Raw genomic sequence first — 26,010 nt, 5'->3', positions numbered from 1 at the left:
CACCTCGTTCAACCGCCAAGCCACAAAGCGCCATGCATGGCAGGATGTTTTGTGGTTCCCGATAGCATTCAGAGCAAAAAAACGTCGGAGAAGACGGTGAATGATGCTGCAGTAGCGCAGATGCGGCGGCAGAATCCGGATAAGATCGAGTGGTGGTAAAGAATGTGGTTATATTCAATGCGGTGGCACGGCAATAGCAGATGAATTCACTGATTCAGGAACATAGTCTTGAATCCAGGTAGTCGGTCCATTGGCACCTTCAGTCTTAAAACCTATGTTCCTCCAGTCCTTATTTTCCTCACCGGCTTGTTGTTCATAAAGCTTATAAAGCTCCTTACGAGACGGCGACCCGTCCACGATAACCTCAACATGTTTGGCTTTTTCAAACTTACCACTAGGTCCAAAGACTGAAGGCAGTATTTGACTACCAATCTGGAAGAACGGGGTACGGGTATCAGGGATAGTAGCCGTAATACTATCTCTAATAATTGTATGAGTTATTCTTTCATGTAGCTGATCAAGATCTTCTTTCAACGTTTTCAGTCTTAACTCTTTCGCTGAAAACTTAAAAATACAGTTGCACTTATCTTTACCCTCGCCATAAGGGAAGTTTGTCCTTGTAATTTTAATCTTCCTAGTAGGATCTGCGGGATTCTCCCTAACACTTTCAGACTTATTTCGCTCGCCAAAACTGCTATGGTTATTTACGAAGTCCTTGATGTATGAAGAGAGCTTAGGAGTATCAGATGAAGAGTGTGGAAACCTGATAGAAGCAATTTTATTCTTTTCTGGGATAATCCAGTAGTAACAAGGTTGCCCCCAGATTATTTCCTCACCATCTTCACTTGATCCGGCAACGATAGTTCCCTTCTCATCTGGACCTACAGCAGAACCAACTTTAATTCCATGAATATTCCCAGAGTTATCACCTACTGATCGATAGATTACAATTACAGCGTCGTTAGTATCAGGGTCTATAGCTAATCCGCGACAATATGTTTTAACTCTAAGAGGAAAATCCTCTACTCTCCAAGGAAGGGTTTGCTCGAACTTTTTCCCAGTTAGCCAGCGTTCAAGGTCCTTTACGAGTGCAGTCATATCACCAAACTTGTGATCCAACTCTCTGGCATCTTGCTTGAGGCGATAAAACCCACAAGCTTCAACTTCAAAAAAGGTGACCAGTCCATTATCCATGTCTATGAGCATGTTCCTTCCTGCTTATTTCCAATTGTTCTTCGAGTACTCATTTCGAGTAACTCCATCCATTTAGAGGACAACTCTAGCAGAGAGTGCCGAGCATCGTACAGGTGCCGTACAACAAACCTATGGTCTTTAGTCAAAGATGATGGGGGCGGTTATAAATCTAGGTTTCATTTAGCAACTCTTAGGCATTCTATTGTCTTCAGTAATGATACCGACAAGAAATTACCGTGATATACCGATCATCCACGGCATACACCAAGCGGTGTGTATCGTCGATGCGGCGAGACCAGAAGCCCGATAAGTTCTCCTTCAGTGCTTCCGGTTTGCCGATCCCTTCGAACGGGGATCGCTGAGTGTCTTGAATCAGTCTATTGATTCTTTTTAGCGTCTTCTTATCCTGAGTTTGCCAGTACAGGTAGCTTGCCCAGGCTTCATCCGTCCATGCCAGAAGCCTACTCATCTATAAGCTCTCTCTCCGTCACCTGAGCATTTTTGTATTGTTCAATAGATCGATTGAGGTGTGCAGCGTTCGCCGGTGATTTCAGCAGATGAACCGTTTCCATCAAGCTGTTGTAATGATCCAGTGACATCACCACCGCATCTTCGGCATCCCTGCGGGTGATAACTGTGCAATCGGCATCGTCTACCACCTCATCCAGCACGGACTTTAACCGGCTGCGTGCATCACTAAAGGATACGACTCGCATAATATTCTCGCATTTAAAGTTGTACTACTTACAGGACAAGTCTAATTCATGCTCAAAACTTGTACAACTTAACGCACATGTTCAGTTTTCAATTCCTGAACCCAATGTGATCCCCGTACTCAATTAGCACCGACTGCTTACTGCTTTGGTACCTACTCCCTTCCCCTTTGTATCGCGCCCTTTCTAGTATCGAAAGATAACAAAAATTAGGAGGTTCACCATGAGCTTACTGTCCGCACTGAAATCTTTCTTCGCTCCCCTGCCCGAAGGCGCTGTGCGCTATAAGGGTTTTACGATTATGGCTACGCCTGAACAGGTCGGTAACCACTACCGGATCAGCGGCAATATCTCGAAGAAAGACAAGCAGCATAGCTTCTCTTTGGTGGATCGGGTGGCAGCGGAGGAAGTGTGTGTGCAGCGGGCACACGAGAAAGCGAAGATCTTTATTGATCAGAAAGGCGAAGCGATCTTTTCGTGAGGGGATTGGTTGGGCGTTTGGGGATCGATTGTAGGGCACCCTTTAGGGTGCCGGCAGCCTAAAGGCAGCCCTACAAATGCACCCTACACGATTACCCATTTACCAAGGCAGCACATCACCGTTGGAGTGCCAGAAGGTACCGCTGTTGCTCAGGTTTAACTCTTCAATACGCTGCGCCAGGCGCTCTGCCGCTTGGTCAGGGGTGATGTCGCCGTGACCACCGATCATCTCCGTACCCACCAGCCCCGGATGAAGAATAGCTACAGCTACACCCTGCCCTTTCAGATCATGTGACAGAGACATACCGGCAATATTCAACGCGGCTTTGGACATGCGATAACCGTAGCGGCCACCACTGGTGTTATCAGCAACCGATCCCATGCGACTGGTGATCAGAGCGACTTTAGCGTTTTCAGCCAGGTTGTTCATCAGGGCTTCGGTCACCATCAACGGCGCCAGCGCGTTGGTCTCAAACTGCTTGCGGATTGAATCCTGATCGATCTGTCCCAAAACCTCATTGCGCAGAATGCCCGCGTTGTTGATAAGCAGATCAATACTCACGCCATCCAACGCGGATACCAGACGTGCAATCCCCTGCTGCTCTGATACGTCAACGCCGTCAATTACCTCAACACCCAGTTCAACCAGCTGCGGGGATGCGTTACGGCATGCGGCATACACAGTGCAACCTTGGGCCTTGTACAGTCGGCAAAAGGACAGTCCGATACCGCGATTGGCACCGGTAATTACAACGGTTTTAGACATAGTAATTGCTTCCGTTTGTGTAGGGTTAAGATCCCTGAGTACGTTGTTATTTGATAGCTGGATTCGGTAATGGCCTAAGGTGCAATAGCATCACCTATTGCACCCTGGCCCGAATAATTCAGAACTGATTACTGCGGCAGCGGCAGTTCCATATGGAAGGTAGAACCCACGGTAGGATCGGAGGTTACTGCCATGTGGCCCTGATGCTGTTCGGTGATGATGTAGTACGAGAACGACAGGTGCGTACCTGCATCAAACCCTTCTGCTTCCTCGTTGTCGCTGAAGTACGGCTCAAACAGCCCCATCTGCTCATCACTGCTCAGGCCAATACCGTTGTGCTGAATCTTGATCCAGAAACTGTCGTAGCCCTGCGCCAGCACGATCTTGATGGTCGGTTCGAACTCCTCTTTAGAGGCACGCTGCTGCAATGCCATCATGGAGTGACGGAACAGACTCAGAAATACCTGTTGTATTTCGGTGATGTAACAGGCCACCTGCGGCAGATTCTTTTCAACCTGCCAGTCCAGCTTCACCTGGTTGAAGGACAAGGTATCGTCACCGGAGATCACCTCTTTACCCAGATCAACCGTGTGTTCCATCACATCGACCATATTGGTCAGCTGTTTCTCGCTGTGACGGCTGCGGGAGAAGGTCAGCAGGTTGTTGATGATCTTGGACACCTGATCACCACGGTTCGACATATCCTTGGCAATCTCTTCCAGCAGTTCGTTCTGGGCGCCACCACCCTGCTGCTGACTGTCTGCCAGGACATTGTGGAAACGGCGCAGGTCCATCAGGATTGCTTGCAGCGGTAGGTTGATATCGTGCGCCATGGTTGACGCCACTTCACCCATAAAGGACATCTTGTCGTTATGGATAAGCAGGTTCTCGGCGGTTTTTTCCTTACTTACGTCATCCACCAGGATTACCACACCTTCGTAGTCACCCTGCAGTGGATAGATGGTGATGTCGAAGTGGCGCAGGCTACGCATGCTCTGCTTAAGGTGGATGGTTTTCTTCTGCTCGATCGCCTGCTGGATATGCTCCGGCACCACCGTCATAGTTGGGTAGGCTTCCCACAGGGTTTTACCCAGCGCGTCTTCAGAGCGCACACCGGACAGCTCCTCCACCATGCGGTTCCAGTGGGTGACACGACCTTCTTTATCGAGGCCCACCAGCATCAGCGGCATCGAGGTGAGGATATCTTTGATGTAAGACTCGGATTCACGCAGCTGATCGGCGGTAACCACGTGCTGGGACACTTCCGATTCCAGCGCTTTGTTGGTCTCCTGCAGAGTCGCGGTACGTTCCTGCACACGCATTTCCAGCTCTTTGCGGATGGCGTTCAGCTCGCGGTTGGCAATGAAGGCTTTGCGACGAGCGATAAACAGGTAGGTGACGGTGATCGTCAGGATGATGATCAGCGTACCGCTACTCCAGTTCGCCAGGTGCTGCCAGTTGGTTTTGCCGTGTTCGTCTTTAAAGAGGTTGATACCCGCCATCGCCCACGGGCTGTAGATGAAGAGCGCAAATAGAAAGAGCTTGGTTTTGATAAAGTCCAACAATGTCATGAGCCTTGTTTTACCAATAGATCGACCAAAAAAGAGCGCTGTGCCCACTACGGTATTGAGTGCAGTCAGTCACGTCGGGCTGTAAGACAGCGTTATTAGATAAAGGTTACACTATTTTGGAGTGTTTCTGAGGTTAATCCGCCTAGGATTGGCGACACGGGTACCGCGAAGGCAGAAGCCTGGTCAGGATTCAGCCATCCAAATCGCTTCAACCAGCACTTGGACAAGATTATCGAAATTCCTGCTCGCAGGTTTCGACAGAGTGCCAACCAGCGCTCACGTATACCTGAATACCTGCTGGTCGGCTGCTATCCCAAGTGGATAACCTGGGGCCAGCATGCATGCCGCTACAGCTGCGCTAGTCTTCCAGTTGATTTAATAGCTCCTGACGGAGCTTCTCAGGGGAATCACGAAGCTTGTTGATAAATTCAGCCGGGACTTCGGTTTGATCATCATATTTTTCAGCCCAGTCGATCATCGCTAACATCATCGGCATCAGCTCAATGCCTTTTTCCGTCAACCGGTAGATGTTTTTTGAGCGTTTCTCGGTGTCCTGACGTTTGCTGATTATGCCGTTGTGCTCCAGATCAGCGAGGCGGCTGGCCAGTATGTTGGTTGATATTCCTTCGCCCGCTTCCAAAAACTCATTGTAATACCGGCGCCCTTTGAACATCAGATCACGGATGATCAGGAAGCTCCATTTGTCGCCGAACTGACTCATCCCAAAGCGGATGGGGCAACCCGCCCAATTTTTCGTTTTTTTATCAACCATAAGGCAAAGAGTACCTTGCCATAATTTAACTTGCAAAAAACAAGCTATCTAACTACGGTGAAATTAGCTTGTAAAAAACAAGTAAATTTAATCAGGGAGAATAGAGATGAAGTTATACGCCATCGAAGGTTCACCGAATTCGCGTAAAGTGCTTGCCGTCGTAAACCATACCGGCATTGATATGGAGATTGAATACCTGGATCTTTTTGCGGGTGATACCCGCCGCCCGGAGTACACAGCGTTAAACCCCAATGCCATGGTGCCAACGTTGGTTGATGGTGATCTGAACCTGTGGGAATCCAACGCGATCATGCAATATCTTGCCGATAAGGCGGGGGATGAGAGTCTTTATCCGAAAGATCTTAAGCTCAGGGCAGACATCACCAGATGGCAGTGCTGGGAGCTGGCCCACTTTAACCAAGCCTTCGGCACCCTGGCCTTTGAGTCCATCGCCAAACCCAACTTTCTCGGCACGCCGGGAAATCCCGCAGTTATAGAGTGGGCTACCGATCAGCTAGCAAGGTTCTCTCAAGTGTTGAATGCTCACCTGCAAGACCGACGTTACATGGTCGGTGATACGATCACGCTGGCGGACTACTCGATCATTCACGTTGAGTTTTTTAAAGAGATGATCCCATTTGATTGGGCGCCCTTCCCGCATCTAAACACTTACTTTGAACATATGCGTCAAACGCCCCACTGGATCGCATCCGCACCTGCCAGCCCCGAGCTGGTAGGCAGAAAACCGCAACCGTAGACGGATCACAATAGAGGTTTGTTGTTTCAACGGGGTTGAGCCAAAACTCCGCAATTTCGTTCTAGTCATCCTGGGTGGCCCTCCCCTACACTGATCAACATCACTTCCGGTAATTTTGATGTGGTCAGAGCATTAAGGATCATGAAACCAGACAACCAGTTCCAGTTCGCCAAAAGCCAACACCTTGAGCAGGTGACGGCACTGCGCGCACAGATCGACGACTTCTCCTACGGCAAACATGCCCACGAGGAGTTTTCGTTTGGTGTGACACTGGCCGGTCGTCAGGATTTCTTCTCCAGCGGCGCTTTCCACCGCAGCCTGCCGGGCAACATCATTGTGTTTAATCCCGGTGAAGTGCACGACGGCCACTCCGGCGTAGACGATGCCCTGCGTTACCGAATGCTCTATATCCATCCGGATCAGTTGGAACCAATGCTGGAGACCGCCGGGGTAACACAGAGCCGGGATTTCCGTATTGCCGATACGCTGATCAGTGATGCGCAGCTTCGCCAGCGCATTCTGAATATGGCGCTGTTGTTGGAAGGCGAAAGCAAAAGCAAAAGCGACAACAAGCTGCAGCAGGAGTGCGAGCTATATCAGTTGGCGGCGCGGATCGCACAGTGTTACGGCGAGTACTCACCGGATCGTGTGGTGCGTAAGGTCGACCGTTTGCTGCTGCAGGCACGGGACTATATCCACGCCAACCTGATGGATGAGATGTCGCTGGATGAAATCAGCGCGCAGGCGAGCCTCTCCAAGTACCACTTCCTGCGTATGTTCCGGCAGCAGTATGGCATCACGCCACACCAGTACATCATCAACTGCCGTATCAACAGAGCACGCGAGGCATTGGAAACAGGCCAACTACTTGAGGATGTGGTGTTTGACTACGGCTTCAGCGACCTTAGCCATTTCAACCGGCGCTTCAAGCCGATCTACGGTATGACACCACGTCAGTACCAGCAGCACTTTATCGGTAAGTAGTTCCTTACTATCACCCAATCCAAAACTCTCTTTTACTTCCAGGGATTTCACGATGGTTGAAATACTCGCGTACGCGTTTGGCATTATGTACACCCCAGGCCCGGTTAATCTGCTGAGCCTAAATACCGGGCTGAATACTCACACCCGGTTGAAATTCTGTATCGGGGTAGGCTGTGCGATGTTGCTGCTGTTCGTGCTGTTTGGGTATACCGGCGCATGGCTGGTTTCACCGAAATACCAGATTGTGATCAGCGTGCTGGGGTGTATCTATATCGCATATCTGGCATTTAAGATCGCCCGCGCCAATGTGAAGGTAAGCGCGTGCTCACAGCCAGACGCCACGCTGACGTTTCGCTCAGGGCTCCTGATGCAGTTACTCAATCCCAAAGCGCCGATTGCGATCTTGCCAATCACCACGGTGCAGTTTCCGGCAGCGGAGATCAGCGGTATGGCGATTCTGTTCTGGTCACTGGTTCTGGCAACGATGGCGTTTGGTGCGCCAACCGTCTACATGCTGATGGGCAGATATCTGAGCGGATGGATCAGCAAACCCAGCTATTTTCGGGTACTGAATCTCGCTATGGCGGTGTTGCTGTTTTATGTGGCGGGGGATATCGCCTACAGCCACGTTTTTCAGGCGTGGATATAGGCGATCTGTGAGACAGTCTTTCATCCTGATTGAGCCGTACTGGGAACACATCGCGTGAGACGCAAAGCCTAAGGCGTTTCGCGTCCCGGCCCCAGCAATGGACACATAAAGTAGGCATCTTCCAGATCCATCACGCCGTTCTCATTGGAATCCATCCACCAGCGGCCACCCAGATGGCCCGGTTCTCCGGGACCGTATTCGGTTTCCAGACCGTTCATGCCCGCAACCAATTCCTGAAACCGGCCTTTCATCGGCGGCAGGTCGGTCAGCACAATGGAGTCGTAATAGAGGCCCTGAGAGGTCACGAAGATCACCGGCCCGGTACCGCGGCCATCTTCACGGGGTTTTGCTTCTGCTGTAAACGGCAACGCCAGTGCACCAAAGATCAGACAGGTGCTCCCGACTTGTTTTAAAAGAGTCATGATCATCCCCTTTTTGTTTTTCTACCGGGCTTTATTGTTACCTGTCGCGTTCACACGCTGATCACGAAATGTTCACAAATTGATCACATCGAAAAATAGTCGTTAGAGGGGAAGACGAAAGAGAAAGATGGTGCCCTGTTGCGGCTTGCTGTGGACCTGGATGGCACTGCCGTGTAGTTCGAGGATACGCCAGACGATGGCCAGCCCCAGGCCGGCGTTGTCCGCGTCATAGTGACTGGAATCACGCTGGTAGAAACGCTCGAATACGTGCGGTATATCCTCTTCCGGGATGCCACAGCCGGTATCCGCCACCTGAACCACCACATTACCGGAATCCACATCCACGCGGATACGGACAGCGCCACCGGCAGGCGTATGGCGCAGGCCGTTTTCCAGCAGGTTTTCCAGCACCCGCTGCATCATGGCGATATCACCGTAGACCGGCGGGGTTTCCGGGTTCAGACTGGCTTCCAGGCTGATCGACCTCTCCTGTGCCCGCAGCTGGTATTTCTGGGCTACATCCTGTACCAGCTCACACATAGAAAACGGCTCGGCATAGATCACCGATTCGCAGGAATCCAGACGCGCCAGCTCAAACAGCTCCTCCACCATAATGCCCAACCGCTTGCTGTGGCTCAGCGCCGTTTGCAGATACTGGCGCTGCTCCTGTTCCGTCAGTTGATCGTGTTTCAGATCGAGGGTTTCAAGGTAACCCCGTAAGGTGGTAAGCGGTGTACGCAGGTCGTGGGAGATATTGGCCACCATCTCGCGGCGCAGGCTGTCGACCCGCTTCAGCTCCCCCACATGCTCGCTGATCCTATCCGCCATGGCGTTGAACTGCTGGCCCAACCTGTCGATTTCGTCGTTTGACCGGCGTGGGTATCGCAGTGTCGCATCATCCTGCTGCTGGCCGTTGCCATACTGGCGCATGATGTTGCCCAGTTGGCGCAGGCGTCGGGTCAGGACAGCGAACACCAGCAATCCTCCGATCAGCGCAACCGCCAGCGCAATCAGAAACACCTGCAGGGAGGAGTCGAGGATATAACTCTGTCCGAGCATCGCCATCACATGATCGAACTGTTCGCCACCCAGGATGATGTAGAGGTATCCCTGTGTCTGCTCGCCATCAAATATGGGCGCTACGGAAAACGCCTTCTGCCCGGCCAGATTACGCGGGTCATCCCCCTCCAACGGATAGGGTGCGTTACTCTCCATAAACTGCCGGATCGGTTCGAGTGCGACCTGTGCCCGCTTCACCTTACCTTCGGGTGCGGAATACCCTAGCACCAGCCCCTGCTCATCGAGCAGATAAAGTTCGATACTTGGGTTGATCACCATCAGATGATGGAACAGCTGGTCCAGCGCCTCACGATTGATCTGACGCCCCTGAATCAGTGAATACTCATCCACGATATGATCCGCCAACTCGCGGTTCAGTTTCTGCACCACCTCCTGCTGGTACATAGTGGCCGAGTGCCCGATCAACTGAATAAACAGCACTCCCACCGCGCAGAGCAGTAGAAACAGGGTTAACGCCAAACGGCTGTACAAGGTCTTTAACATGGCTCGGCATACCCACCACTGTCACGCCCGGAGAACTTGTAGCCCACACCCCACACGGTCATCACATAACGCGGTTTGGCCGGGTCGGGCTCGATCTTGGCGCGCAGACGGTTGATGTGGGAATTAACGGTGTGATCGTAGCCTTCGTAGCCATACCCCCACACGCTATCGAGCAGCTGTTCGCGGGTGAATACGCGCTCGGGGTTGCTGGCAAAATGCCACAGCAGATCAAACTCTTTGGCAGTCAGCTCGATGGGGGTATCGTGCACACGTACCTGACGGGTTTCCGGGTCGATCCGAAGGTGACCAAATTGCAGCGGGGAATGCTGCGGCCCTGCTTTCACCGGTTGATATTGATCCGAGCGGCGCAGAATGGCATTCACCCGTGCCACCAGCTCCGGCACGCTGAAGGGTTTGGTGAGATAGTCATCGGCCCCCACTTCCAGGCCGAGCACCCGATCCAGTTCGGAGGTGCGTGCGGTCAGCATCAGGATTGGTGTATAGACCTTTTCGCTGCGCAGGTTACGGCAGATATCGAGACCGTCCACCTCCGGCAGCATCAGGTCCAGTATCACCAGGTCGTATCGCCCACTCATCGCTCGGGCAAGACCTGTGCTGCCGTTATCAGCATGTTCAACGTGCAGGTGTTTATCACGCAGGTTAACCATCACCAGCTGTGCAATATCCCTATTGTCTTCGATGACCAGGATATTCTTTTCCATGACGCAACCGAGCGCCCCACAGGGCGCCGCCACTGTTTTATCGGATTATGAGGAAGTCTAGCAGGCAGGTATCACAAAAACGTCACGGCCTCCTCTTGCCGGATATCAGAGCAATATCACAGGACGATGAAGCGTGGTCCACGCTATGGGCTACACAAGGTGTGGGCCCATCTTTCCGCAAAACTGGTTGACAATTAACCAGCGTGCTGTAGATTGTGCGCTATCGAGAAACAATTCTATTTTTAAATCTCCGCACGCCGTTTTACTGCTTCAGTATTCCCGCCCCGCAGTTTTGAATTCCAGTGTTATTTCCCGCGCTTAAAGATCTTTGCAACATACGTGCACCATACTTTCAGTTGATTGTTGTTTTTGGCCGTATTCGCTGCTTTTAAGCAACCGACCTATCCGCTAGAACGCCGTTGATGTGCCAACACACTTCCAGGCCATAAGCCGTTAAGTCACCCACATGCCCCGAGAGGCCTGGTAGAAGGCCTGGCATGAGTCATCGACATTCCGCGTTGTGCGTGTGTCAGCCGAATTGACGTCATTCAATGCGTTGAGTGACACCAGCCAGCATCGCTGCCGCGTTTATCTGAACTGTTTTTACACCGCATTTCATAACGCACATCACGCACCGATTGTGGCTTTTTTGAGAAATGAGAATGAGTAAGCAATTTTCTGGGGCGATTAAATCCTCAGACAAAGAGAAATACAGCCACCCGATCCCAGACCGTGACTTTATCCTGGGCCTGCTAAATGAACACGACACCTCCCTGAACCGCTACCAGTTGGCAGAAGCGATGCAACTGTATAGCGAAGAGGAACAGGAAGCCCTGCGCCGTCGCCTGCGTGCGATGGAGCGTGACAACCAGGTGATCTTCCACCCACGCAAGGGTTACAGCGTACTGCGTGCCGAGGAGCTGGTGACCGGCACGGTGATTGGTCACCCTGACGGCTTTGGCTTCCTGTCCCGCGATGAAGGTGGCGACGATCTGTTCCTGTTTAATAAACAGATGGAGTCGGTATTTGACGGCGACCGGGTGCAGGTGCGCATCAGCGGTGTGGATCGCCGTGGCCGTGAAGAAGGCAAGATCGTTAAGGTGCTGGAGCACAACACCACACAGCTGGTTGGCCGTCTGGCGCAGGACGAGGACGGCGTTTACTTCCTGGAACCGGAAAACCGCCGCATCACCAACGAAATCGATATCGATGAAGAGGATCTGGCGGGTGCGAAACTGGGCCAATACATCTCAGTAGAGATCCTGGAGCAACCATGCAGCCGTTACAATGCCACCGGCCGTGTGACCGAAGTGCTGGGCGACTCCATGGCTCCGGGCATGGAGATCGATGTTGCACTGCGCAGCCACGACATTCCCCACCGCTGGCCACAGGATGCGCTCAAGGCGGCCGAAAGTCTGGGTAAACAGGTTGCGGCCGCAGATAAAGAACACCGCGTAGACCTGCGTAAGTTGCCGTTTGTAACCATCGATGGCGAAGACGCCCGCGATTTTGACGATGCCGTCTATTGCGAGAAAAGCGGTAGCGGCTGGACATTGTATGTGGCGATTGCCGATGTCTCCCACTACGTAAAACCCGACAGCGCACTGGATATCGAAGCCCGCGAGCGTGGCACCTCGGTGTATTTCCCGGGCCATGTGGTGCCGATGCTACCGGAAGCCCTCTCCAACGGACTTTGCTCGCTCAATCCCAAAGTGGACCGTCTGGTGATGGTGTGTGAGATGGCGATCAACAGCGCGGGCAAGATGACCGACTTCAGCTTCGCTGAAGGGGTGATTCACTCCCATGCACGCCTAACCTACACCCAGGTCGGCGCACTGCTGTCCGACTCCAGCTCAGGCCTTGGCAGACAGGTCGCCCACAACCACAAGGCGATCGTGCCACACCTGCAGGAGTTACATAAGCTGTACGGCGCCCTGCGCAAGGCACGTAGCAAACGCGGTTCCATCGACTTTGAAACCCGCGAAGTGCAGTTCCGCTTTAATGAAAACCGCAAGATCGAGCAGATCGTGCCGGTCGTGCGCAACGACGCCCACAAGATGATCGAAGAGTTCATGCTCTGCGCCAACGTGGCAACTGCGGGCTTTCTGGAAAAACTGCAGATCCCGGCACTGTACCGTATCCATGACGGCCCCCTGGAGAAGAAACTGAAAAACCTGCGCGCCTTTCTCGGCGAGCGTGGGCTGAACCTGGGTGGCGGTGATAAACCAACACCAGCGGATTATGACAAGCTGCTGACTTCCCTTGGGGATCGCAGCGATGCACACATCATCCGCACCATGATGCTACGCTCCCTCAGCCAGGCGGAATACAGCCCGGATAACCAGGGCCACTTTGGTCTGGCCTACTCGGCGTACGCACATTTCACTTCGCCGATCCGTCGTTACCCGGACCTGCTGGTACACCGTGCAATCCGTTCGGTAATCCGCCGCAACGAAACCGGCAGCGCCTTCCGCCGTGCGCTGAAACGCATTACCGGCAAGGGCACCGATCCGGTACAGCGGGTGAAAAATGCACCGCGTCTGGAACCGACTAAGGCGTACCCGTACGACATGCAGGCGATGCTGATTCTGGCCGAACATTGTTCCGAAGCCTCCCGCCGCGCCGATCAGGCCAGTTGGGATGTGGAAGCCTGGCTGAAGTGTGAGTACATGCAGGATTTTATCGGTGATACCTTCACCGGCATTATCAGCAGCGTGGCCAAGTTTGGTCTATTTATCGAGATCGAGGATATTCAGGTGGAAGGCCTGATCCATGTTTCCAACCTGAAAAGTGACTTCTACCACTTTGACGAAGCCAAGCAGCGTCTGGTGGGTGATCAGTCCCGCACCAGCTACGGCCTGGGCGATACGGTTGAAATCCGTGTAGTGAAGATCGACATGGACCAGCGCAAGATCGACTTTGAGTTTGTTGATCAGCCCGAGCGCCAGAAGCCACGTAAGAAGAAGTACTACAAGAGCAAGAAGCGCTAACGACTCAGGTAAGCCTGGCGACCATACCGAACCCACCACTTCCGAACGCTGTCATAGCTAACAGTATGTTTCGGAAAAAGAGCGATGTACAAAGGTGAGCGGTTTAACAGCATTACCCACCTGGTCGGAGCGCTCGCCGCACTGGTGGGGCTCGTGGTCCTGGTCGTCCATGCTGCCCGACAAGGCGACCCCTGGCAGATCACCAGCTTTGCCATTTACGGTGTCAGTCTGGTGCTGCTCTATGTCACCTCCACCCTCTATCACAGCCTGCGCGGCAAGTTGAAAGAACTGTTCCGTAAACTGGATCATCAGGCGATCTACCTGTTGATTGCGGGCACCTACACACCATTTACCCTGGTGAGCTTGCGCGGCTTTTGGGGCTGGCTGCTGTTTGGCCTGGTCTGGGGTCTGGCATTGCTCGGTATGACACTGGAATTTATCCACCGCCGCCGGGCACGCTGGCATTCACTGTTGATCTACCTGGTGATGGGCTGGTTGATGGTGATCGCCATTGTGCCACTACTCGAAGTACTTCCTCTGGGCGGCTTTATCTGGCTATTGGCCGGCGGGCTCTTCTATACCCTGGGTATTCTGTTCTACTTGCGCGATGGACGCATGCGCCATGCCCATGGCATCTGGCACCTGTTCACCATGGCGGGCAGCGGTTGCCACTATGTATCGGTGTTCTTTTTTGTGAGCTAAGGCCCACTTTATAGCTGACTTCCTGCACTAAAGTCGCCAACTTTCGCCAAAACGGTTAGACCATCAGATATCGTAGACCAACGGTTCATCGGTTTCGCAATGGTATGCGAGGATAAAGTCGATCAGTTCTTCCGGCGGCATCGGTTTCGCCAGCAAATAGCCCTGCATCTCGTCACAGCCCAGTCCGATCAAGAAGCTCTTCTGCGCCTCGTTCTCAACACCTTCAGCGATGACCTGGAGTTTCAGGCTGTGCGCCAGCGCGACGGTGGCGCAGATGATAGCCGCGTCATCGGGATCGTGCTCCAAGTCCCGCACAAAGGTACGGTCGATCTTCAGCTTATCCGCCGCAAACTGCTTCAGGTAAGCCAGCGAGGAGTAGCCGGTACCAAAGTCGTCGATGGCGATACTGATGCCCTTGTCACGCAAAGCGACCAGCGTATCCAGTGCTGCTTGCACATCCTCCATCAACATACTTTCGGTAATCTCCAGCTCCAGCATGGATGCGGGCAGGCCATTCGAACTCAGCGCGTGATCTACCTGATCCAGCAAGATCCCGGGGTCATGGAACTGACGGGTCGACAGGTTAACCGCCACCAGAATCGCCTGGTCGGTTTCCTGCTGGCAAATCCGAGCCTGGCGACAGGCTTCATGCAACGCCCAGTTGCCGATATCACAGATCAGTCCACTCTGTTCCGCCACGTCGATGAAATCCCCCGGGAATAGCAATCCCTGCTCAGGGTGTTGCCAGCGGATCAACGCTTCCATGCCAACCAATCGCCCAGTGTTCAGGTCGATCTGCGGCTGGTAGTGCAAACAGAACTCATTCCGTACCAGCGCATCGTGCAACTCAGTCTCCAACCGGAGATGGCGCTGCACCTGCGCTTTCATCTCGGTGGTGTAGAACTGATAGCTGTTCTTGCCGCCGTTCTTGGCACGGTACATGGCCATATCAGCCGTGCGCAGTAACTCCTTGCATTCACTGCCATCCGCAGGATAGCGGCTGATACCGATGCTGGCGGTGAGGTGTATTGTTTTATCACCCACCTGATAGGGTTCCGCCAGTGTGGTCAGCACCTTCTCCGCCAGCCGCGCCTGATCAATTCCGGCCTGCGGTTCCTTCACCAGCAGGGTGAACTCATCCCCGCCGAGGCGCGACACCAGGTCGTTGACACGGGTATTCTGCTGCAGACGTTCGGCAGCAATCCGAATGACCTGGTCACCAAAATCATGCCCTAACGAATCGTTGAGCCGCTTAAAGCCGTCCAGATCGATAAACAACACGGCAAATTCACGGCCTGAACGGTTTGAGTCAGCAATCGCCTGTTTCAGGTGCTGCAAAAAAGCGTTGCGGTTATACAGCCCGGTCAGGTGATCGAAGGTGGCCAGTTCGATCAACCGCTCCTCTTTCGCCTTGGCTTCGGTGATGTCGGTAAACTGCCCGAGATAGTGCGTCACACGACCATCACTGCTGCGCACTTCGCTTAAGGTAAGACTCTTGGGATAGAATTCACCGTTCTTGCGACAGCCAAGGACCTCGCCCTGCCAGCGCCCTTTCTCTTCCACCACGTGCCAGACCTGGCGGTAGAGTTCCTCTTCCTGGGGTGCAAACACGAAGGTCTGGTGCGGCTGCCCCATGACTTCCTGTGCGGTATAACCGCTGATGCGACAGAAGGCGTCGTTCACTTCGATGATGTTTTGCGCGTTATCGGTAATGATGACCGCTTCGGATGTGTTCACGAACAGTTTGGCAGTGAGTCGACGGCGTTCCTCTGCCTTCACCCGGTCTTCGATCACGGTGATGCTGCCACGAACCAAACGGTCTTCGCGCGACGGAAACAGCACCAGACGGACCTCACACTGCACGCCGTAACCTTTTGCATTGAGATGCTGCCACTCGAAGCAGCAAGACTCGCCCATCATTGCCCGATCAATATAGGCTAGCGCCATTTCAGCCGATGATTCCCCGTTGGGCTGATTTGGTGGCGAGATGTCGTCTACCGACAAATTCATCATCTGTTCGTGGGTATAACCAAACAGCGACAGCGCATTGTCATTGGCATCCACAAAACGGAAAGTGTTCAGGCTGAACAGCACCACGGCTTCCGGCGCATTTTCAAAGATGGCGCGGTACCGGTTTTCACTGGTACGCAGATCAACAATCAGGCTCGCCTGCTCCCGCTGCTTTTCATGCAAAGTGGCGTTCTTTTCAACCAGTTCATGGGTCGCCCGCTGGACCTGTCCCTCCAGTCGGTTGGATAAGCGCTGCAAGGCCTGCTGCGCCCGCTCCCGTTCGTGAATCACCGCACACAGCAACAAGCCGCACAAGGCCAGGCAGCACACATATACCTGCTGAAGCAGCAGGGAATGGGGAATATCATCGGAGACAAAGGGACCGTACCCTGCCAACGTACCGTTGATGGCAGAGAGTGCCAGGAACATCACACTTAGCGCACTGCCGCGATGCACAAAGCGATAGGCTACAGCCACCAGCAGCGGCAGCGGCAAAAACGCAAACGGCGCGTTATCCATTACAATGGAGCCCCAACCGCCGAATACGATGCCACCCACGCCAACAACCAGCACAACAAACAACACGATTTCCCGCCAGTTTCGTTGCGGGGCTTTGTACTGGCGGGCAAAGGAGAGGATGAGAGGTGCAAACACCAAAGCGCCCACAACATCCCCCAACCACCACACTTTCCAGATATGCAGGCACTGTGAGAGGGGATTCTCCGCCTGCCAATCGGTAACCGCATGGCTGCCAATTGATGCCCCCAACGCAGCGGCAGACATCACACACAAGGTGAAGTGGATCACCTCGCGATAGTAGTTGAGGAAATAGCGGCGGGAGATAAATCGACGGACCAAATACCCGGCGAGAAACGCTTCCAGGCTGTTACCGGTCGCGATCTGCAACGCCGTCAGGCTGAGCTGATCCACCTGCCAGTTAACCGCAAATGCGCCAAAAAATACGCCGGGCAGCATGCGGTATCCCCCCAGTAGTATGGCGGCAATGGCAAAACCCGTAGGCGGCCAGAATGGACTGGCGTAGCCATCTTCCGCCATGCCTAAAGCCAGCTTCGCAGTCAGGAAATAAACGAGGGTTAACAGAGCATTTGTGAAAAGGGCTGACGGTGCTGTGGCGGTTAACCGCATAACGTAATCATCCTTAATTAACACAAATTAACAGGCGACCCACCTGGCACGCGTTTACGGGATTCTCCGTCTGACTTTCGACCGCATTCGATCGGATTCAAACAGGATGTCGAAAGTAATCGTTATTCATTCGGCGAGCCCAACAGGCCATATCGCTTCTACTGCACGTCATGTATTGCTGTAATGCACTATAGAAGCAGATCGCTATTTTAAACAGCGATACCCTGCAATTTTTTATGGTTAATGGATCATACCCCGCTAACCGGACGTGTCTGGCTCCTCCTCGTCGTAAGTCTCCAGCGCCATCAGTACCAGCTGTTGCGCTTCCGCTTTTTCCCACTCGGTGAAAGTGTAATCCTGCTCTACTACATGCAGCATGCCCGGTGATCGTGTCTGTTGCGTTCCCATAGCATTTGGCCTTTTCTCGCATGTTGTCTGCAAAATTCAGCAAAGTAAGGGCCAGTTTTTACGCCGTTACCGTTTTTCAATAAGTTAGATCCCCCCCTGTTCAGCTAAACGGCAGGAATTACCTCAACCAGACGTCACAAACCGGCAAAAAGTCGCCTCTTTGCATAGATATGTGTGGAAACCGACTTACCACTCGAAGCATTCCCCTTCCCCCCGCTACAACTAAAGTGGAATAATGGAATGCATAATTAATATTCAATAAAACAAGCAAGGCCGATTGCAATGACAGAAACAACCCGAGGTCGCCTGACGACCCGTACGATCGCGATGCCCGCCGATACCAACCCGGCAGGCGATATTTTTGGTGGCTGGGTACTGTCTCAGATGGATATGGCGGCAGGGATCTGCGCCGGTCAGCGTGCGCAGTGCCGTGTTGTAACCGTATCGTTGGATACGATGAGTTTTATCCGCCCGGTAAAAGTGGGTGACATCCTGGGTGTGTACACCGATATCGAGTCGGTGGGTCGCACGTCAATCAACGTGCACGTGGAAGCCTGGGTACGCCGTGGCCGTATCGGTCAGCGCGAAAAAGTGACCGAGGCGATTTTTAAGTTCGTGGCGATTGATGACGAGGGCAAACCAACCCCGGTGCCGGAAAAAGAAGACCTGCCTGCGTATGCACTGGAAGGTTATTCGGTGGATGACCTGCGTTAAGCATTGATCTAAAAAACAGGGCGCCTACCGCGCCCTGTTGCTTTTTAAAGCAGTTTGTAGCGCCGCTCCGGCCGTCCCACACTGCCGTAGCTGACCTCAGCGTTCAGCTCATTGGTGCTAACCAGGTACTCCAGATAACGCCGTGCCGTGGTCCGGCTGGCACCGATCTGCTCCCCCACCTCTTCCGCATTTAAAGATTCAGTCTGTTCGGTAAATACCTGCCGGATCTTATCCAGCGTGAGCGCATCGATCCCTTTCGGTAATCGGCTCTCTACAGGTGCGCTCGGTGCACCGCTCACACCCCGAGGCAGGATGGTATCTACATCGCTCTGGGCGATCTGGCGCATCGCCTGCAGCTTCTCCCGATGCTTGATGTAGCTTTGCAGGGTTTCCTGCAACCGCTCGAACACCAGTGGTTTCAGGATGTAGTCAAACACGCCACCACGCAACGCAGCCTGAAGGGTATCCACCTCCTTAGCGGCGGTGATAAGGATTACATCGGTTTCGCTGTTGTTGGCACGTAAGTCTCTTAGCAGTTCCAGACCCGTCCCGGTAGGGAACTGGATATCCAGCAACAGCAATTCCGGCTGCAGCACATCGGTGAGGTCCTGCGCTTCTTCCAGGCCGTGGGCCACACCCACCAGCTCAAAGCCCTCGATACGTTCCAGAAAACGCCGCTGAATTTCGGCGATCTGTTGATCATCTTCTGCGATTACTACTCGAATAGGATTCATTCTTGTTATAACCCCGCGTCCTGTTCCGAATGGAACTCAGCGGAGCGCTGCTCCCTTTGCTTCGGTATATAAACGATAAATCGGCTGCCGGTTTCCGCCACTGGCTCCAGCGTAATGGTGCCGCCCAGGTTGTTCAGCAGGCTTTTCACCAGATGCAGGCCGATGCCGTGCCCCTCTTTGCCTTTGCTGCTCACCCCTTTTTCAAAGATACGCTGTTGGTCAGATTCACAAATGCCAGGCCCCTGATCCTCCACCTCGAAGATCAGGTCGTTGCCCAGATCGGTCATCGACAAGGTGACTTCTCCGTTCACACCTTTGTGTTTCAGAGTCGCTTCGAGGGCATTGTCGATCAGGTTACCCAAGATGCTTACCAACTGTTCCCGCGGCAGATGATCCGGAAGTTCGGTCATGCGGCTTTCCGGATCGATCTTCAGACGCAGACCCAACTCACGGGCACGGTTGTATTTACCCAACAGGCAACCCGCCAGAATCGGATCGGGCACCGCATCGAGCAGCAGACGTATCAGTTTCTGGTGGCTACGGGTTTCCTGGCCGATCAGCGCCAGCGCTTCTTCATTAGCCCCGATCTGGATGAGTCCGGCGATGGTATGCAGCTTGTTGGAATATTCGTGCGCCTGGCTACGCAGGGTGTCGGCGTATTGCTGGATTCGGGTCAGTTTCTTGCTCACCAGATCCAACTCGTCTTTACGACGGAAACTGGAGACCACGCCGGTGATCTGGTCGCCCTGCTTTAGCGGCAGGCGGTTGGCGATAAATACATGGTCGTTAAACCACAACTCCTGGTCATAGTGGGGTTCACCGCTCTGCAGTACCTCAAGCATGGCACTATCTGGAATAACATCGGTGATCTTACGTCCGTTCAACTGGGTGTTTTCCGGCAAGCCCAAGGTGTCTACCGCGGCCCGGTTAAAGGTGGTGATACAGCCGTCCGCGTTGACAGCGATGATCCCTTCACGGACCGATTCCAGCGTGGCTTTCTGCTCATCAAACAGCCGGGCAATCTGTTCCGGTTCGAGCCCAAAGATCGCCCGCTTGAAGTGGTTGGCAAACCACACGGCAATCATCGCACTCAGCACAAACGAGAAGGAAATTACCGCAATCAGGGTTAGTCGGTAGCGGTGGATAATGTCAGCCACTCGATCAAGGTCATAACCCACGGAGATAACGCCCACCACACGGGTGCCATCGGTACTGAATACCGGTGCCTTGCCGCGCATCGACCAGCCCAGGCTGCCCAGTGCTTTGGAGATATAGCCTTTCCCATGCACCAACGCTTCGGCGCTATCGTCGCCTTCATCATCGGCCATGGAGAGGCCCAGCTTCTCGGGATTGGGGTGCGCCAGACGGATCGCTTCACTGTCGCCAATGACCACGAATCGAGCCTGGGTCTTTTCAGCCAGGCGCAGGCTGACTGGTTGCAGGTAGGCGCTGTCACGCCGTTCGACCGCCTCGACGATGGTAGGCAATGCAGCGATGGTTTTTGCTACGTGCAGAGCGCGCTGGCCAATCTGTTCGTCTAGCGATTGGTGCAGGTAATGGACGGCGAATAAGCCGATAAACCCGGTTTGGACCAAGGCCATCAAACCGAGGATCAGGATCATCCGGCTTTTGAGTTTGAGTCGATTCAGTAACTTCATTGTTTTTATTCTGGAACCTTCGAACAAGTCGTGTAGGCACTCTGGCTTTCGGGATGGTTCACAATCAAGAAAGGGCTGCACCGCAATATCTAGATATTGCAAGCAGTCCTGACGCCGAGTGGGGATCATCCCGAATGCCCCTACGGGCAAGGCCTGCAAGTCGCATCTGCTGTGTTGCTGTCCTTGCGAAGGACTATGGCCATTCTCTGCGTACAGCGCCTTGCATATGCGACTTGCAGGTCTGGCAGAGCACTAACAGGACTTATTCGCAGGTTCCGCAGTTACAACTTATACCCAGAGCTTAGCTAATCCCCGTTTTAAAGGCCCGTGAACAATATGAACAAAATGCCTTTAAGGGTTTAAAAAGCCTTTAAAACCACAAACTGTTTTCTAAATTCGGCCGGATCTAACTTAGAGGCATAGACAAAAACAACAACGAGGTCTGTGTCCCATGTTTTGCAAATCTAAATTCAGCAAACCAAGTTTCAAAAATCGCTCCTCCCTTCTCGCTGCCGTACTGGCAGGTGCCCTGACCGCTGGCGCTTCCTTCAGTGCATCCGCCGTTGAAAACATCCACTTCCTGATCCCAGGTGGTGCAGGTGGTGGCTGGGACGGTACTGCTCGTGGTACCGGTGAAGCGCTGTCCAAGTCCGGTCTGGTAGAGAGTGTTTCCTACGAGAACATGTCCGGCGGTGGCGGCGGTAAAGCGATCGCGCACCTGATCGAAACTGCCGATCAGAAACACGACACCCTGATGGTGAACTCCACGCCAATCGTGATCCGTTCCCTGTCCAAGGTGTTCCCGCAGTCTTTCCGCGATCTGACGCCAATCGCTGCCACTATCGGTGATTTTGGTGCCTTCGTGGTGAAAAACGATTCCAAGTACACCAGCTTCACGCAGGTTGTGGCGGACTACCAGGAAAACCCACGTAGCGTGAAAATCGCTGGCGGTTCTGCCCGTGGTTCCATGGACCACCTGGTAGCAGCAATGGCCTTTAAAGCGTCAGGTGGTGACCCACGCAAAGTACGTTATGTAGCCTACGATGCGGGTGGCGACGCGATGGCGGGTCTGCTGTCTGGTGAAACCCAGCTGCTGTCTACCGGTTTCAGTGAAGCGCTGGCGCTGGCTGAAGCGGGTGAAGTCCGCATTCTGGTGATGACCGGTAGCGAGCGCTCCGACGCAGCTCCAGAGGTGCCAACCCTGCAGGAACTGGGCTACAACGCTACCTTCGTTAACTGGCGTGGTTTCTTCGGCGCTCCAGGCCTGTCTGAAGAGCAGAAGGCTGAGTACGTTGAGGTTCTGAAGAAGATGTACGAAACCGACGAGTGGGAAAACGTACGTGCCCGCAACGGCTGGACCGAGATCTTCAAACCTGACGCTGAGTTCATCAGCTTCCTGGAAGAGCAGGAAACCGAAGTAGGCGCACTGATGCGTGTACTGGGCTTCCTGAAGTAAACCGCACTTTGGGAGTCACCCACCGGCAAGTTCCCTGTTCGGTATCCGGTGGGTGACGCTCCCAACCTGTTCTCTCTACCCTCCGGGCCCGTTATCTGGCCTTCAGGGTGCCCGGAGTTTTTTTACCAAGGCTGTTGTAGCAAAGCCTCTGGAGAATCCCATGAATATCTGTAAAGACCATATCGGCGGCATGACCTTCCTATTGCTGTCTGTCGCATACGGTTATTACGCCGGTCAGATTCCGCTGTTACCCGGCGATGAATATGAACCGTTCACTGCCCAGACAGTGCCCAGCGCACTTGCCATACTGGGCGGCATCCTGTCTATCGCTTTGCTTGTAACAGCCGACCGCGGCGAAGGCAGTAGCCTGAAACTGCGCGGTTATGACTTTTCACTGGTGGCCAAACTGCTGGTACTGGTGGTGATCTTTGCCCTGGCACTGGAGTGGATCGGTTTCCTGCTGGCAACCATCGTATTCCTGATCGGCGGTTACTGGCTGCTGGGCGAGCGCCGCATAAAAACCCTGCTAGTGGCGTCTGTACCGTTTGCCGTGGGTATCTGGGCGATCCTGACCCAGCTGCTTGATATCTACCTGGCGCCCGGCGCCCTGTTTAACCAGATTTTCGGAGGCTAAGCGCTATGTGGGACGGTATTTTCACCGGGCTAAGCACAGCTGTGATGCCCTTTAACCTGCTGATGGTGGTGGTTGGCTGTTTCGCCGGTACCTTCATCGGAATGCTGCCAGGGCTGGGACCTATCTCCGCCGTGGCCTTGATGATTCCTATTACCTACGGACTTGATCCCTCTTCCGGCATCATTCTGATGGCCGGCGTGTATTACGGTGCAGTGTTCGGCGGCTCGACCTCCTCCATCCTGATCAATGCACCAGGTTGTGCCAGCACCGTGGTGACCTCCTTTGACGGTTATCCATTGGCGCAGCAGAAAAAAGCGGGTAAAGCACTGGCACTGGCGGCGTACTCCTCCTTCACCGGCGGTACCATCGGCGCGATTATCATGCTTTTTGCAGCCCCTGCACTGGCGTCGGTGTCTCTGAGCTTCCAGTCCAGCGACTACTTTGCTCTGATGATCCTTGGCCTGACCGCCGTGGCGGCATTCTCCGGTAAGGGACAGGTGCTGAAAGCACTGATCATGACCGTATTTGGTCTGATGATTGCCACGGTCGGTACTGACCTGAGCTCCGGTACACCACGCTTTACTTTCGGCAACATCGACCTGATTGATGGTATCAGCTTCCTGCTGCTGGCCATGGCGACCTTCGCCCTAACCGAAGTGGTGATGACCGTACTGAAAGGTCAGCACAGGGAAGAAGAGGAAGAGATGGACATGAACTCGTTGGGCAGCATGAAGCTGAGCCGCGACGAGGTGAAACATGTTGCGCCTACTGTGGGTCGTTCTTCGGTGTTTGGTTTCCTGGTGGGTGTACTGCCGGGTGCGGGTGCCACTATCGCGTCCTTCATGGCGTACGGCTTGGAACGTAACCTGGCGTCTGCCAAAGAGAAGCTGAAGTTTGGTAAAGGTGCCCTGCGCGGTCTGGCCGCACCGGAATCCGCCAACAATGCGGCCTCTACCGGCTCGTTCGTACCACTGCTGACACTGGGTATTCCTGGTTCCGGTACAACAGCAATCATGCTGGGTGCCCTAATCGCATACGGTATCCAGCCAGGTCCACGTCTGTTTATCGACAACCCGGATGTGTTCTGGTCGGTGATCATCTCCATGTACTTCGGCAACCTGGTTCTGCTGATCCTAAACTTGCCGCTGATCCCGTACATCTCCCGTTTGTTGGTGATTCCGCGTCCGATCCTGATCCCACTGATCCTGTTCTTCTCCATCACCGGTGTATATCTGGTTAGCTTCAACACCTTTGATATCCACATGATGGCGATTATCACGGTGATTGCGATCTTCCTGAAGCTGCTGGAGTTTCCGATGGCGCCAATGCTGCTGGGCTTCATCCTGGGTGGCATTATGGAGACCAACCTCTCCCGTGCTCTGGTGATCTCCGACGGTAGTCTGGCCTTCCTGTGGGAGCGCCCACTGACCCTGAGCATCGTGATCGTTGCTGTGTTGGTCCTGTGCGCACCTCCACTGATCGAGCAGCTCAACAAACGCCGCGCTGCCAAAGGCGAAGCTATCGACCGTGGCCCTGAAGCCGCCATCAGCGAAGGCGAAGGCTGATCCTGAATTGGGCCGGTTGCACCTCTCCCCCGCAGCCGGTCCTCTTCAACCCGCTTAATCAACAAAAGACAAACCCAAACACACACCGCAAGGAGGCCAGGCACTTACAAAAACACGACGGTTCCACTGAGCAAGACCTATCTCATTCTCCCCTGCATCACACATCGTTCCGGTGCTGCTTATTCAGCGCCTTAGGGGAGCTTTTGTCTGAATACCGGGGGCACCCAAGCGGTGACACTCCATATAAAAATAACAGGTAGTAGATAATGAAAAACCCGATCGCAAAAAGCGTCTTAGTAGCAATGTTAGGCATGGCAACTACTGGTGTAGCGCAAGCCGCGACGATCTATGAAGGTAACGGTCTGAAATACACCCTTAAGGGTGACTGGCAGATTCAGATGCGGCAAAAAGCAGGCGCGGATAAAGATCTGGACGTCGAGTTTGACGATCTGGAGCTGAAAAACTCCATCGTCTACGATCTGGACAACAACCTGAAAGCTTTCGGTCAGCTGGACTACAGCTTTGACGGCGAAGGCAACGATTCCAGCAAAGAGAGCGCAAAGCTGGAAGAGGCATACGTAGGTCTGCAGTTTGATAACGTGGCGGTAGCTATCGGTCGTCAGAACCTTGCCGGCGACGAGTTTGGCGTGGAAGCCGCACTGGAAACCCATACCGCACAGGACCGATTTGAGCAGGTGGCTGACAAGGGTGACGACGTAATCCGTGTGGATGCGAAGTTCGACAACCTCACCGTGATCGCCTCTGCACTGGTTTCAGCAGACAGTACCGCCAACGGTGATGGCGAAGCATTCGACCTGTTTGTGGCGACTAAGCTGGCAGGTGTTGAGCTAGCCGGTGCATACCAGACCTACGAAGCCAACGCGGCAGGCTCAGAAGAGCAGAGCACCTGGGGTGTAAGCGCCGCATACAGCTTTGGCGCTGTGGCACTGGCCGCTGACTACAGCTCCACCGACACAGGTTCTGCGGGTGATAAAGACGTTTCCAACCTGGCAGCGGTATTCAAGCTGTCGCCAACCACCAAAACCGCAGTGGGTGTGGTGAAGTCTGACGAAGGCACATCCGACACCACCGAATGGTACGCCAACGTGCAGTACCAGTTCCCATCCCAGAAGAACGTAAGCCTGTTTGCCGAGATCGCTGATACCGACGAAGCAGACTCCGACCTGGGTTACCTGGCGGGCATGCGTATCAAGTTCTAACCGTTATACCCCCGAAGGATTTACCCCTTCAGATTCTTCGGGACGAATCACTTGTGCTTTTTAGTTTTGGCCGGGTTTCCACCCGGTCTTTTTTGTTGGTTGTTGATTGGCGCAATAACCGAGGAACCTTTCCTCGTTCCCACGCTCTGCGTGGGAATGCATACGCCTCCGCTCATAGAC

At 53.7% G+C, this 26,010-nt stretch carries 24 protein-coding genes; 11 read left to right on the top strand and 13 right to left on the bottom strand.

Going from position 1 to position 26,010, the window contains the following annotated elements:
* Nucleotides 1-174 precede the first annotated feature (174 nt).
* From ACEQ15_RS08530 to ACEQ15_RS08520, 3 genes are all read right to left on the bottom strand, one after another.
* A complete protein-coding gene (locus tag ACEQ15_RS08530; RefSeq protein ID WP_370278708.1) occupies nucleotides 175-1,194 on the bottom strand; it encodes a hypothetical protein in 1,020 nt (339 codons plus the stop codon).
* Between the two features lie 208 nt (nucleotides 1,195-1,402).
* The gene (locus tag ACEQ15_RS08525) at nucleotides 1,403-1,663 is read right to left on the bottom strand and encodes a Txe/YoeB family addiction module toxin (protein WP_370278707.1); all 261 of its coding nucleotides are present in this window, start codon (nucleotides 1,661-1,663) and stop codon (nucleotides 1,403-1,405) included.
* Nucleotides 1,656-1,910, bottom strand: a complete 255-nt coding sequence (locus tag ACEQ15_RS08520; RefSeq protein WP_370278706.1) for a type II toxin-antitoxin system Phd/YefM family antitoxin — start codon at nucleotides 1,908-1,910, stop codon at nucleotides 1,656-1,658. Before ACEQ15_RS08520 ends, ACEQ15_RS08525 begins: the two co-directional genes overlap by 8 nt.
* Before the next feature lie 220 nt (nucleotides 1,911-2,130).
* Here ACEQ15_RS08520 and ACEQ15_RS08515 point away from each other — a divergent pair, with 220 nt between their 5' ends.
* Complete coding sequence (locus tag ACEQ15_RS08515; protein WP_370278705.1) at nucleotides 2,131-2,388, top strand: HlyU family transcriptional regulator; 258 nt, start codon at nucleotides 2,131-2,133, stop codon at nucleotides 2,386-2,388.
* 99 nt (nucleotides 2,389-2,487) lie between these two features.
* Here the strand turns inward: ACEQ15_RS08515 and ACEQ15_RS08510 are convergent, their stop codons facing one another.
* The 3 genes from ACEQ15_RS08510 to ACEQ15_RS08500 form a co-directional block, all read right to left on the bottom strand.
* A complete protein-coding gene (locus ACEQ15_RS08510) occupies nucleotides 2,488-3,153 on the bottom strand; it encodes an SDR family oxidoreductase (protein WP_370278704.1) in 666 nt (221 codons plus the stop codon).
* 128 nt (nucleotides 3,154-3,281) lie between these two features.
* A complete protein-coding gene (locus tag ACEQ15_RS08505) occupies nucleotides 3,282-4,724 on the bottom strand; it encodes a nitrogen regulation protein NR(II) (RefSeq protein WP_370278702.1) in 1,443 nt (480 codons plus the stop codon).
* 358 nt (nucleotides 4,725-5,082) lie between these two features.
* Nucleotides 5,083-5,496, bottom strand: a complete 414-nt coding sequence (locus ACEQ15_RS08500; RefSeq protein ID WP_370278700.1) for a winged helix-turn-helix transcriptional regulator — start codon at nucleotides 5,494-5,496, stop codon at nucleotides 5,083-5,085.
* 106 nt (nucleotides 5,497-5,602) lie between these two features.
* Between ACEQ15_RS08500 and ACEQ15_RS08495 the strand changes: the two genes are divergently transcribed.
* The 3 genes from ACEQ15_RS08495 (at nucleotide 5,603) to ACEQ15_RS08485 (ending at nucleotide 7,886) form a co-directional block, all read left to right on the top strand.
* Nucleotides 5,603-6,253: a glutathione S-transferase family protein gene (locus ACEQ15_RS08495; RefSeq protein ID WP_370278698.1), complete on the top strand. Its 651-nt coding sequence runs from the start codon at nucleotides 5,603-5,605 to the stop codon at nucleotides 6,251-6,253.
* A 141-nt stretch (nucleotides 6,254-6,394) separates the two neighbouring features.
* Nucleotides 6,395-7,237 (top strand): AraC family ligand binding domain-containing protein, encoded by an 843-nt coding sequence (locus tag ACEQ15_RS08490; protein WP_370278697.1) that lies wholly within the window; start codon nucleotides 6,395-6,397, stop codon nucleotides 7,235-7,237.
* Between the two features lie 52 nt (nucleotides 7,238-7,289).
* Entirely contained in the window at nucleotides 7,290-7,886 is a 597-nt protein-coding gene (locus ACEQ15_RS08485; protein WP_370278696.1) for a LysE family translocator, read from the top strand.
* Between the two features lie 68 nt (nucleotides 7,887-7,954).
* On the opposite strand, the gene ACEQ15_RS08480 is transcribed toward ACEQ15_RS08485, so the two are convergent.
* From ACEQ15_RS08480 to ACEQ15_RS08470, 3 genes are all read right to left on the bottom strand, one after another.
* Nucleotides 7,955-8,308 carry a hypothetical protein gene (locus ACEQ15_RS08480; RefSeq protein ID WP_370278695.1) on the bottom strand — a complete coding sequence of 118 codons (354 nt, stop codon included), beginning with the start codon at nucleotides 8,306-8,308 and terminating at the stop codon, nucleotides 7,955-7,957.
* A gap of 102 nt (nucleotides 8,309-8,410) precedes the next feature.
* Nucleotides 8,411-9,871, bottom strand: a complete 1,461-nt coding sequence (locus ACEQ15_RS08475) for an ATP-binding protein (protein ID WP_370278694.1) — start codon at nucleotides 9,869-9,871, stop codon at nucleotides 8,411-8,413.
* Entirely contained in the window at nucleotides 9,865-10,593 is a 729-nt protein-coding gene (locus ACEQ15_RS08470) for a response regulator transcription factor (protein WP_370278693.1), read from the bottom strand. Before ACEQ15_RS08470 ends, ACEQ15_RS08475 begins: the two co-directional genes overlap by 7 nt.
* Nucleotides 10,594-11,255: 662 nt before the next feature.
* Between ACEQ15_RS08470 and rnr the strand changes: the two genes are divergently transcribed.
* Together rnr and ACEQ15_RS08460 are read left to right on the top strand one after the other, a co-directional pair.
* On the top strand, nucleotides 11,256-13,583 hold the full coding sequence (gene rnr, locus ACEQ15_RS08465) for a ribonuclease R (RefSeq protein WP_370278692.1): 2,328 nt from the start codon (nucleotides 11,256-11,258) through the stop codon (nucleotides 13,581-13,583).
* Nucleotides 13,584-13,667: 84 nt separating this feature from the next.
* The gene (locus tag ACEQ15_RS08460) at nucleotides 13,668-14,285 is read left to right on the top strand and encodes a hemolysin III family protein (protein WP_370278690.1); all 618 of its coding nucleotides are present in this window, start codon (nucleotides 13,668-13,670) and stop codon (nucleotides 14,283-14,285) included.
* Between the two features lie 63 nt (nucleotides 14,286-14,348).
* Here the strand turns inward: ACEQ15_RS08460 and ACEQ15_RS08455 are convergent, their stop codons facing one another.
* The gene (locus tag ACEQ15_RS08455; RefSeq protein WP_370278687.1) at nucleotides 14,349-17,441 is read right to left on the bottom strand and encodes an EAL domain-containing protein; all 3,093 of its coding nucleotides are present in this window, start codon (nucleotides 17,439-17,441) and stop codon (nucleotides 14,349-14,351) included.
* A gap of 258 nt (nucleotides 17,442-17,699) precedes the next feature.
* Nucleotides 17,700-17,849, bottom strand: coding sequence for a hypothetical protein (locus ACEQ15_RS08450; protein WP_370278686.1), 150 nt, complete (start codon nucleotides 17,847-17,849; stop codon nucleotides 17,700-17,702).
* Nucleotides 17,850-18,131: 282 nt separating this feature from the next.
* Here ACEQ15_RS08450 and ACEQ15_RS08445 point away from each other — a divergent pair, with 282 nt between their 5' ends.
* A complete protein-coding gene (locus ACEQ15_RS08445) occupies nucleotides 18,132-18,563 on the top strand; it encodes an acyl-CoA thioesterase (protein ID WP_370278684.1) in 432 nt (143 codons plus the stop codon).
* A gap of 44 nt (nucleotides 18,564-18,607) precedes the next feature.
* On the opposite strand, the gene ACEQ15_RS08440 is transcribed toward ACEQ15_RS08445, so the two are convergent.
* Nucleotides 18,608-19,297: a response regulator gene (locus tag ACEQ15_RS08440; RefSeq protein ID WP_370278683.1), complete on the bottom strand. Its 690-nt coding sequence runs from the start codon at nucleotides 19,295-19,297 to the stop codon at nucleotides 18,608-18,610.
* A gap of 5 nt (nucleotides 19,298-19,302) precedes the next feature.
* Nucleotides 19,303-20,955 (bottom strand): ATP-binding protein, encoded by a 1,653-nt coding sequence (locus tag ACEQ15_RS08435; protein WP_370278682.1) that lies wholly within the window; start codon nucleotides 20,953-20,955, stop codon nucleotides 19,303-19,305.
* Nucleotides 20,956-21,406: 451 nt separating this feature from the next.
* Between ACEQ15_RS08435 and ACEQ15_RS08430 the strand changes: the two genes are divergently transcribed.
* The 4 genes from ACEQ15_RS08430 (at nucleotide 21,407) to ACEQ15_RS08415 (ending at nucleotide 25,830) form a co-directional block, all read left to right on the top strand.
* Nucleotides 21,407-22,411, top strand: coding sequence for a tripartite tricarboxylate transporter substrate binding protein (locus ACEQ15_RS08430; protein ID WP_370278681.1), 1,005 nt, complete (start codon nucleotides 21,407-21,409; stop codon nucleotides 22,409-22,411).
* A gap of 160 nt (nucleotides 22,412-22,571) precedes the next feature.
* A complete protein-coding gene (locus tag ACEQ15_RS08425; protein WP_370278680.1) occupies nucleotides 22,572-23,045 on the top strand; it encodes a tripartite tricarboxylate transporter TctB family protein in 474 nt (157 codons plus the stop codon).
* 5 nt (nucleotides 23,046-23,050) lie between these two features.
* Complete coding sequence (locus tag ACEQ15_RS08420; protein ID WP_370278679.1) at nucleotides 23,051-24,610, top strand: tripartite tricarboxylate transporter permease; 1,560 nt, start codon at nucleotides 23,051-23,053, stop codon at nucleotides 24,608-24,610.
* A 266-nt stretch (nucleotides 24,611-24,876) separates the two neighbouring features.
* Nucleotides 24,877-25,830 carry a porin gene (locus ACEQ15_RS08415; RefSeq protein ID WP_370278677.1) on the top strand — a complete coding sequence of 318 codons (954 nt, stop codon included), beginning with the start codon at nucleotides 24,877-24,879 and terminating at the stop codon, nucleotides 25,828-25,830.
* Nucleotides 25,831-26,010: the final 180 nt, after the last annotated feature.

Origin of the sequence: Pontibacterium sp. (genome assembly GCF_964228735.1) — a bacterium.
Classification (GTDB): domain Bacteria; phylum Pseudomonadota; class Gammaproteobacteria; order Pseudomonadales; family Balneatricaceae; genus Pontibacterium.
This window is presented reverse-complemented; position numbering and strand designations above follow the sequence as displayed.

Excerpts from the sequence above, each read along its gene's own strand:
- ACEQ15_RS08495 (WP_370278698.1), top strand. The coding sequence starts at position 5,603 with ATGAAGTTATACGCCATCGAAGGTTCACCGAATTCGCGTAAAGTGCTT.
- ACEQ15_RS08455 (WP_370278687.1), bottom strand. The coding sequence starts at position 17,441 with ATGCGGTTAACCGCCACAGCACCGTCAGCCCTTTTCACAAATGCTCTG.
- ACEQ15_RS08460 (WP_370278690.1), top strand. The coding sequence starts at position 13,668 with ATGTACAAAGGTGAGCGGTTTAACAGCATTACCCACCTGGTCGGAGCG.
- ACEQ15_RS08485 (WP_370278696.1), top strand. The coding sequence starts at position 7,290 with ATGGTTGAAATACTCGCGTACGCGTTTGGCATTATGTACACCCCAGGC.
- ACEQ15_RS08530 (WP_370278708.1), bottom strand. The coding sequence starts at position 1,194 with ATGGATAATGGACTGGTCACCTTTTTTGAAGTTGAAGCTTGTGGGTTT.
- ACEQ15_RS08510 (WP_370278704.1), bottom strand. The coding sequence starts at position 3,153 with ATGTCTAAAACCGTTGTAATTACCGGTGCCAATCGCGGTATCGGACTG.
- ACEQ15_RS08435 (WP_370278682.1), bottom strand. The coding sequence starts at position 20,955 with ATGAAGTTACTGAATCGACTCAAACTCAAAAGCCGGATGATCCTGATC.
- ACEQ15_RS08515 (WP_370278705.1), top strand. The coding sequence starts at position 2,131 with ATGAGCTTACTGTCCGCACTGAAATCTTTCTTCGCTCCCCTGCCCGAA.
- ACEQ15_RS08415 (WP_370278677.1), top strand. The coding sequence starts at position 24,877 with ATGAAAAACCCGATCGCAAAAAGCGTCTTAGTAGCAATGTTAGGCATG.
- ACEQ15_RS08440 (WP_370278683.1), bottom strand. The coding sequence starts at position 19,297 with ATGAATCCTATTCGAGTAGTAATCGCAGAAGATGATCAACAGATCGCC.
- ACEQ15_RS08430 (WP_370278681.1), top strand. The coding sequence starts at position 21,407 with ATGTTTTGCAAATCTAAATTCAGCAAACCAAGTTTCAAAAATCGCTCC.
- ACEQ15_RS08445 (WP_370278684.1), top strand. The coding sequence starts at position 18,132 with ATGACAGAAACAACCCGAGGTCGCCTGACGACCCGTACGATCGCGATG.
- ACEQ15_RS08525 (WP_370278707.1), bottom strand. The coding sequence starts at position 1,663 with ATGAGTAGGCTTCTGGCATGGACGGATGAAGCCTGGGCAAGCTACCTG.
- ACEQ15_RS08425 (WP_370278680.1), top strand. The coding sequence starts at position 22,572 with ATGAATATCTGTAAAGACCATATCGGCGGCATGACCTTCCTATTGCTG.
- ACEQ15_RS08500 (WP_370278700.1), bottom strand. The coding sequence starts at position 5,496 with ATGGTTGATAAAAAAACGAAAAATTGGGCGGGTTGCCCCATCCGCTTT.
- ACEQ15_RS08480 (WP_370278695.1), bottom strand. The coding sequence starts at position 8,308 with ATGACTCTTTTAAAACAAGTCGGGAGCACCTGTCTGATCTTTGGTGCA.
- ACEQ15_RS08450 (WP_370278686.1), bottom strand. The coding sequence starts at position 17,849 with ATGGGAACGCAACAGACACGATCACCGGGCATGCTGCATGTAGTAGAG.
- ACEQ15_RS08520 (WP_370278706.1), bottom strand. The coding sequence starts at position 1,910 with ATGCGAGTCGTATCCTTTAGTGATGCACGCAGCCGGTTAAAGTCCGTG.
- ACEQ15_RS08505 (WP_370278702.1), bottom strand. The coding sequence starts at position 4,724 with ATGACATTGTTGGACTTTATCAAAACCAAGCTCTTTCTATTTGCGCTC.
- ACEQ15_RS08490 (WP_370278697.1), top strand. The coding sequence starts at position 6,395 with ATGAAACCAGACAACCAGTTCCAGTTCGCCAAAAGCCAACACCTTGAG.
- ACEQ15_RS08470 (WP_370278693.1), bottom strand. The coding sequence starts at position 10,593 with ATGGAAAAGAATATCCTGGTCATCGAAGACAATAGGGATATTGCACAG.
- ACEQ15_RS08475 (WP_370278694.1), bottom strand. The coding sequence starts at position 9,871 with ATGTTAAAGACCTTGTACAGCCGTTTGGCGTTAACCCTGTTTCTACTG.
- ACEQ15_RS08420 (WP_370278679.1), top strand. The coding sequence starts at position 23,051 with ATGTGGGACGGTATTTTCACCGGGCTAAGCACAGCTGTGATGCCCTTT.
- rnr (WP_370278692.1), top strand. The coding sequence starts at position 11,256 with ATGAGTAAGCAATTTTCTGGGGCGATTAAATCCTCAGACAAAGAGAAA.